The organism is Actinomadura sp. SCN-SB, from assembly GCF_043906805.1.
Lineage (GTDB): Bacteria > Actinomycetota > Actinomycetes > Streptosporangiales > Streptosporangiaceae > Spirillospora.
The window spans coordinates 105,898-112,021 of sequence record NZ_JBIMPP010000022.1 but is presented as its reverse complement, the minus strand read 5'-3'; the positions used below and the strand labels follow the sequence as shown (position 1 = coordinate 112,021).

The 6,124-nt window shown below is 65.2% G+C and carries 5 protein-coding genes; all 5 read left to right on the top strand.

What is annotated here, in order from left to right; all coding sequences use genetic code 11:
• Positions 1-95: 95 nt before the first annotated feature.
• The 5 genes from ACGWYJ_RS16925 (at position 96) to dnaE (ending at position 6,108) form a co-directional block, all read left to right on the top strand.
• Positions 96-851, top strand: a complete 756-nt coding sequence (locus tag ACGWYJ_RS16925) for an aKG-HExxH-type peptide beta-hydroxylase (protein ID WP_395106935.1) — start codon at positions 96-98, stop codon at positions 849-851.
• The gene (locus tag ACGWYJ_RS16920) at positions 848-1,513 is read left to right on the top strand and encodes a putative 2OG-Fe(II) oxygenase (RefSeq protein WP_395106934.1); all 666 of its coding nucleotides are present in this window, start codon (positions 848-850) and stop codon (positions 1,511-1,513) included. The genes ACGWYJ_RS16925 and ACGWYJ_RS16920 overlap by 4 nt, the downstream gene beginning before the upstream one ends.
• Complete coding sequence (locus ACGWYJ_RS16915; protein WP_395106933.1) at positions 1,510-2,091, top strand: hypothetical protein; 582 nt, start codon at positions 1,510-1,512, stop codon at positions 2,089-2,091. Before ACGWYJ_RS16920 ends, ACGWYJ_RS16915 begins: the two co-directional genes overlap by 4 nt.
• A 47-nt stretch (positions 2,092-2,138) precedes the next feature.
• Positions 2,139-2,366 carry a hypothetical protein gene (locus ACGWYJ_RS16910; protein WP_395106932.1) on the top strand — a complete coding sequence of 76 codons (228 nt, stop codon included), beginning with the start codon at positions 2,139-2,141 and terminating at the stop codon, positions 2,364-2,366.
• A 184-nt stretch (positions 2,367-2,550) separates the two neighbouring features.
• Positions 2,551-6,108, top strand: coding sequence for a DNA polymerase III subunit alpha (dnaE, locus tag ACGWYJ_RS16905; RefSeq protein WP_395106931.1), 3,558 nt, complete (start codon positions 2,551-2,553; stop codon positions 6,106-6,108).
• Positions 6,109-6,124: the final 16 nt, after the last annotated feature.

Sequence of the window (6,124 nt, the reverse complement as noted above, 5' to 3'; positions counted from 1 at the left end):
AAGCCGCTGCGGTCCCACGAGCGCCTGTTCACCTACCGCGTCGCCGGGAACTCCGATACCGCCGGAGTGGATGCCGCGCTGGAGGCGACCGGCCGATGATGCCGACCCCGGACATGCTGGCCGAGCCGTTCTCGCTTCTGAACGGCGTGCCCTTCCTGGACGAACGATTCAGGCACTCCACGCTTCTCGCGGCAGTTGCCGCCGGACGGTACCACGTCGCCCTGCAGAGCGGTCATCACCATCCCCGTCCACCCCAAGCGTGGTTGTGGCCGTCAGCGGCCTTGATGCTGCGTAATGGGCCTCCGATGCCGGTCCAACCGTTGACGCCCGTCCGACTTGCGGCGGTGACCGCCTCGCTGGAGAAAATCGGAAACTTGCTCCCGGAGTGGGTTCCGCTGCTGGCGTTGCCTGTTCGGTACGCCCTGCTGTCCCCGTCAAGAGGTGCTATTTCTGCGTCGTCGCGTATGTGGCCTCAGCATGTGCTCCTCGCGGAGGCCGCGTTCGTCAGTGAAAGAGAATTACGCGAGCAACTGGTGCATGAGCTGTGCCACCAGTGGCTGTACCTCGTCCAAGAGTTGTGGACGCTGGCAGACCCGCAGGCCGAGGAGGTCACGCTGCCCTCAGGCACTCCGGGTCGGGCACCGGACGAGGTATTGGGCGCCGCGCACGTGGCGGCAGCGCTGATTCGACTTTATCGCGCCAGCTGTGATGGACCACGCGGCCGGATCGAACACCTCATTGGATACGGCAACGCGTGCTTGGAATCAGCCCATGGGCTGACCGATGCCGGGACTCGCCTGGCGGAACGCCTGGGCGCGGCCCTTAACGGATTGGAGGAGAGGTCATCGTGACGCAGGTCACCGATCGGATCGACCCGTCGACGGCGCGCGGAGGCCGCCGAGTCTTCGGGCTGTGGAAATGCCCGATCTATCAAGCCGACTGCCCGGGTGCCGATGAGCACCTGCCCGTTCTGCGCGAACTGATCCTGGAGAAGGAGAAGACCGACCCGCAGGCCGCGGACTTCGGGGGAATCGACGCGATCAAGTCGTCCCAGACCCTCCTCACTTGGGACCACCCGTCCATTGACTGGGTTCGGGGGGAGATCTTGACCGCCGTCACCGCACTGACCACCGACGTACTCGGCACGGCGGCCGAAGAGATCGGCGAGCACGCCATCGACATGGAAGGCTGGGCGGTGGTGTACCGCTCGGGCGGCTCGCTACGACCTCACACCCATCACGACTCGGCCTGGTCCGGCGTGCTCTACATCGCAGCCGACACCGGCGAAAAGGAGGAAGGCGCCGGTTATCTGCAGATGCTCGACCCGCGTCCGGCCGCTATCGCCCGTGCCGCGTCGCCCGGGACCGTCCGGTTCGCGCCGCGTCCCGGCCGCATGGTCGCCTTCCCCGGCTGGCAACCGCACCAGGTCCGTGCCACCGCCTCCGACAGCGACCTGCGGATCGCGATCGCCTGGAACGTCGGCTACCGCGAGAAGTGGACGGCGATGTCATGACCGCGACGAAGACTCGGTCCGTGAGGGGGCCCGCAGGCACGGTGACCCGGCACTGGCCGACGCCCGCCATCATCACGTCGATCGAGCTCACCGGTATCACGGGTGACGGTTTGGATCGGATCGGTGCGGATGGCCCGCCGCTGGAGATCCTGCCGCCCGGCGACGTCCTCGACGACATCGAAGAGCTTGCCGCAGAGTTCCGCGCATCCTTCACCGCGCTGTCCGAAGTCCCTATGCCCGCCGTCGAAGTAGGGGACGTGGATTTGCAGATTCAGGTCTGGCGGCATGGCTACGACGTTCCTGCGGCGGGGCATCCCGCCGCACTGATCGGCTGGTGCCTGCTGGCCGCCGGGGGTACCCCGGGGCACGCCGAGTCAGGGTCCTTGGCCATCTCAGACCCACGCGCGGGATCAGAGATGACGGCGATGCCCGGCCTGCCGTGGGGACGGCAGATCATGACCCCGCCCACCCCCGGAGCGCACCTGGTCATTCCGGGCTGGCTCACCCATGCCGTCGTCCCGCTGGAGCGCGGCCAGTACGTCGTCGCTGCGTTCGCCTCTTCCAAGCCCGCCCGGTGACCGCACCGGGCATTGCAGTACCCGTTCTAAGAAAGGGGTATCGGCCCATGACCATCCAACCCAACGAGCGCGCCTCCGCCAGTCTGCGGCTCGCGGCGCCCGGTCTCGGATTCGGCCTGGACGACGACGAGATCGGCGCGTTCCTCGATGCCACCAGCAAGGGCCTGCTGATCCCCGAGACGTCCTGTGACAAGGGAATGCAGGACAACTACGCTCTCCGCGCGGAGGCTACGGTCACCGTCTCCGCCGAGACTGGTACCCCGTCCGCGTCCTGAACGATCGCAGCGCCGCGTCCCGCGTTGCCCATGCGTGCGGGACGCGGCGTCCGCTGTTCCTGACAGCCGAGTGGATTCATGTCAATTCGCGACGCGGCGGGTCACGAGTACCCCTCGTCCCGTCAGCCGCCGTAGGCTCGGCTCAGCCGAAGAGACGGCAGCTACACAGGAGAGGCGCTTAGCGTTGACCGACTCGTACGTTCACCTGCATGTTCACACCGAGTACTCGATGCTGGACGGCGCCGCCAAGGTGTCGCCGCTGGTGTCGAAGGCGGCCGAGCTCGAGATGCCCGCAGTGGCGATGAGCGACCACGGCAACATGTTCGGGGCGTACGAGTTCTGGAAGGCCGCGCGTAAGGTCGACATCAAGCCCATCTTGGGCATCGAGGCATACGTCGCTCCCGAGTCGCGCTTCCACAAGAAGCCCGTCCTGTGGGGCGAGCCGCACCAGAAGAAGACCAACGAGCAGACCGGGGAAGGCGGCGACGTCTCCGCTTCGGGTTCCTACCTCCACAAGACGATGTGGGCGAAGGACGCCCCGGGCCTGCGGAACCTGTTCAAGATGGCGTCTCTCGCCTCGCTGGAGGGCCACTACCGCAAGTGGCCCCGGATGGACGACGAGCTGTTCGCCGAGCACGGCAAAGGCGTCATCGCCACGACCGGCTGTCCTTCGGGCGCCGTCCAGACGCGATTGCGGCTCGGTCAGTTCGACGAGGCGCTCAAAACCGCTGGGCGCTACCAGGAGATCTTCGGCAAGGAGAACTATTTCCTGGAGTTGATGGACCACGGCCTGCCGCTGGAGCGCCGCGTTCGTGACGACCTGCTGGAAATCTCCCGTAGGCTGGGCATCCCTCCGCTGGTCACCAACGACTCCCACTACGTCACTGAAGACCAGGCCGAGGCGCATGACGCCCTGCTGTGCGTTGGTACGCAGAGCCTGATCACGGAACCGGACAGGTTTCGGTTCGGCGGCAGTGGCTACTACCTCAAGACCGCCGACGAGATGCGCGCGATCGACGGATCCGACGTGTGGCTGGAAGGGTGCCGGAACACGCTTCTGGTCGCCGAGATGATCGAGCCGTACGACGAGGTGTTCGCCCGCCGGGATCTGGCGGCCAAGTTCCCCATTCCCGAGGGAGAGACCGAGTCTTCCTGGTTGCGCAAGGAAGCGATGGCGGGGGCGGTGAGGCGGTTCGGCGACCCGGTGCCCGCCGAAGTCATCGAACGCATCGAGTACGAGCTCGGCGTCATCGACAGCATGGGGTTCCCCGGATACTTCCTGGTGGTGTCCGACATCTGCCGGTACGCCAAGAACAACGGGATCTGGCTCGGCCCCGGCCGAGGAAGTGCCACCGGGTCAATGGTGGCCTACGTCACAGACATCACCGATCTTGACCCGCTCGAGCATGGGCTGATCTTCGAACGGTTCCTCAATCCCGAGCGCGTGAGCATGCCCGATGTCGACCTCGACTTCGACGACCGCCAGCGCGACCAGATGATCCGCTATGTCACCGAGAAGTACGGTGAGGACAACGTCAGCTTGATCATCACTTACATGACGATCAAGTCCAAGGCGGCGGTGAAGGACTCCTGTCGCATCCACGGGCTGCCCTTCGCGCTCGGCGACCGCATCACCAAGGCGTTTCCCCCGGCGGCGGCAGGTAAGGAAATCCCCCTGTCGGCGGTGTTCGACGAGAGCCACCCCCGCTACGGCGAGGCGACCGAACTACGCCAGCTCTACGCCGACGACGTCGATGTGAAAAGGGTCATGGACACCGCGTTGGGGATCGAGGGCCTCACCCGCGGTACCGGCGTGCACGCCGCAGGTGTCATCCTGTCGTCCGAGCCGCTCATCGAGGTGATGCCCATTCACCAGAGGCCCGACGACGGAGCGAGGATCACTGGCTTCGACGGCCCCTCCTGTGAGGAGCTCGGGGCCCTGAAGATGGACTTCCTCGGGCTCCGAAACCTGACGATCCTGGGCGACGCCATCGACAATGTGAAGAGCAACCGTGGGGTGGAGGTCTCACTGACCGAGATCCCCATGGATGACGAGCCGACCTTCAAGCTGTTGCGGGACGGGCACACCCTGGGTGTATTCCAGCTCGACTCCTCGATGATGCGCGACCTGACCAAACTGATGTCCCCGACCCGGTTCGAGGACGTCTCCGCCATCCTGGCACTGGGACGGCCGGGTCCGATGGGCGCGAACGCGCACGTCAACTACGCGCTTCGCAAAGCCGGCCAGCAGGAGATCACCCCGATCCATCCCGAACTGAAGGACGCCTTGGAGCCGATCCTGGGCAATACCTTCCACCTGGTGGTCTACCAGGAGCAGGTCATGGCCATCGCACAGCAACTCGCCGGATACACCCTGGGCGGCGCCGACCTGCTGCGCCGCGCGATGGGCAAGAAGAAGAAGGAGGAGATGGACAAGCAGTGGGCCATCTTCTCCGAAGGCATGCAGAAGAAGGGCTACTCGCTGGAGGCGGCCACAGCGGTCTGGGACGTCCTGGTGCCCTTCTCGCAGTACGGGTTCAACAAGTCACACACCGCCGGGTACGGGATGGTGGCGTACTGGACCGCCTATATGAAGGCCAACTACCCGGCCGAGTACATGGCGGCGCTGCTGACCTCGGTCGGTGACAATAAGGACAAGATGGCCGTCTACCTGGGTGAATGCCGCCGCATGAAGGTCAAGGTGATGCCCCCGGATGTGAACGAGTCCCAGGCCCGGTTCGTCGCTGTCGGTGAGGACGTCCGGTTCGGGCTGGGAGCCATCCGCAATGTCGGTGAGAACGTCGTCGAGGGCATCATCACTGGACGCACTGAGCATGGCGCCTACACTGATTTCTCGGATTTCCTCGCAAAGGTCCCCATGCAGGTGTGTAACAAGCGTGCCGTGGAATCGCTCATCAAGGCCGGTGCGTTCGACTCGCTCGGGCACCAGCGCCGTGGGTTGCTATTGGTTCATGAACAGGCCATCGACTCGGTCATCTCCGAAAAGAAGAACTCGGCACACGGTCAGGACAGCCTCTTCGGTGGCCTCGACACCGAAGACTCCGCCGCCTCATCTTTGGCGGTGACCGTCCCCGACGATGCCGAATGGGACAAGGCCACCCTGCTGAGTTTCGAGCGGGAGATGCTCGGCCTCTACGTTTCCAGTCACCCGCTGGACGGCGCCGAACGCATCCTCGAACGCAACCGCGACGCCACCACCGCCGAGGTCAGCCAGGGCGGCAGGCAGGGGACGGTCCGGCTCGCCGGGCTGATCTCAGGTCTGACCCGCAAGGTCACCAAGCAGGGCAACTCCTGGGCGATCGTCAACCTCGAAGACCTCGACGGCGGAATCGAGGTCCTGTTCTTCCCTTCGTCCTACCAACTCTACGCGCACCTGCTGGCGCCGGACGCGGTCATCAGCGTCCTTGGGCGGATCAATGAGCGCGACGGCTCGGTCTCCCTGAACGCCCAGGAAATGGAGGTCTTGGACGTATCGGCTGCCACCGGCAAGGAACCACCGGTAGTGATCAGCGTTTCGCATACCAAGATCAATCCCGAATCGGTCCGGGAACTCAAGCGCATCCTGCGGGCTCACCCGGGGGACGCGCCCGTCCACCTGGCGTACATGCAGCACGCGGGTCGCGGCAAGCTGTTCGACCTGGCCGAGTACCAGGTGCAGCCGTCCAGCGCTTTCTTCGGTGACGTCAAGAGTCTGTTCGGCGCCAGCGCGGTCGCCCAATGATCTGATGGGCGCTGCC

What these genes read in the sequence shown, in the direction of transcription:
- ACGWYJ_RS16910 (WP_395106932.1), top strand. Translation starts at nt 2,139, where the DNA reads ATGACCATCCAACCCAACGAGCGCGCCTCCGCCAGTCTGCGGCTCGCG.
- ACGWYJ_RS16925 (WP_395106935.1), top strand. Translation starts at nt 96, where the DNA reads ATGATGCCGACCCCGGACATGCTGGCCGAGCCGTTCTCGCTTCTGAAC.
- ACGWYJ_RS16915 (WP_395106933.1), top strand. Translation starts at nt 1,510, where the DNA reads ATGACCGCGACGAAGACTCGGTCCGTGAGGGGGCCCGCAGGCACGGTG.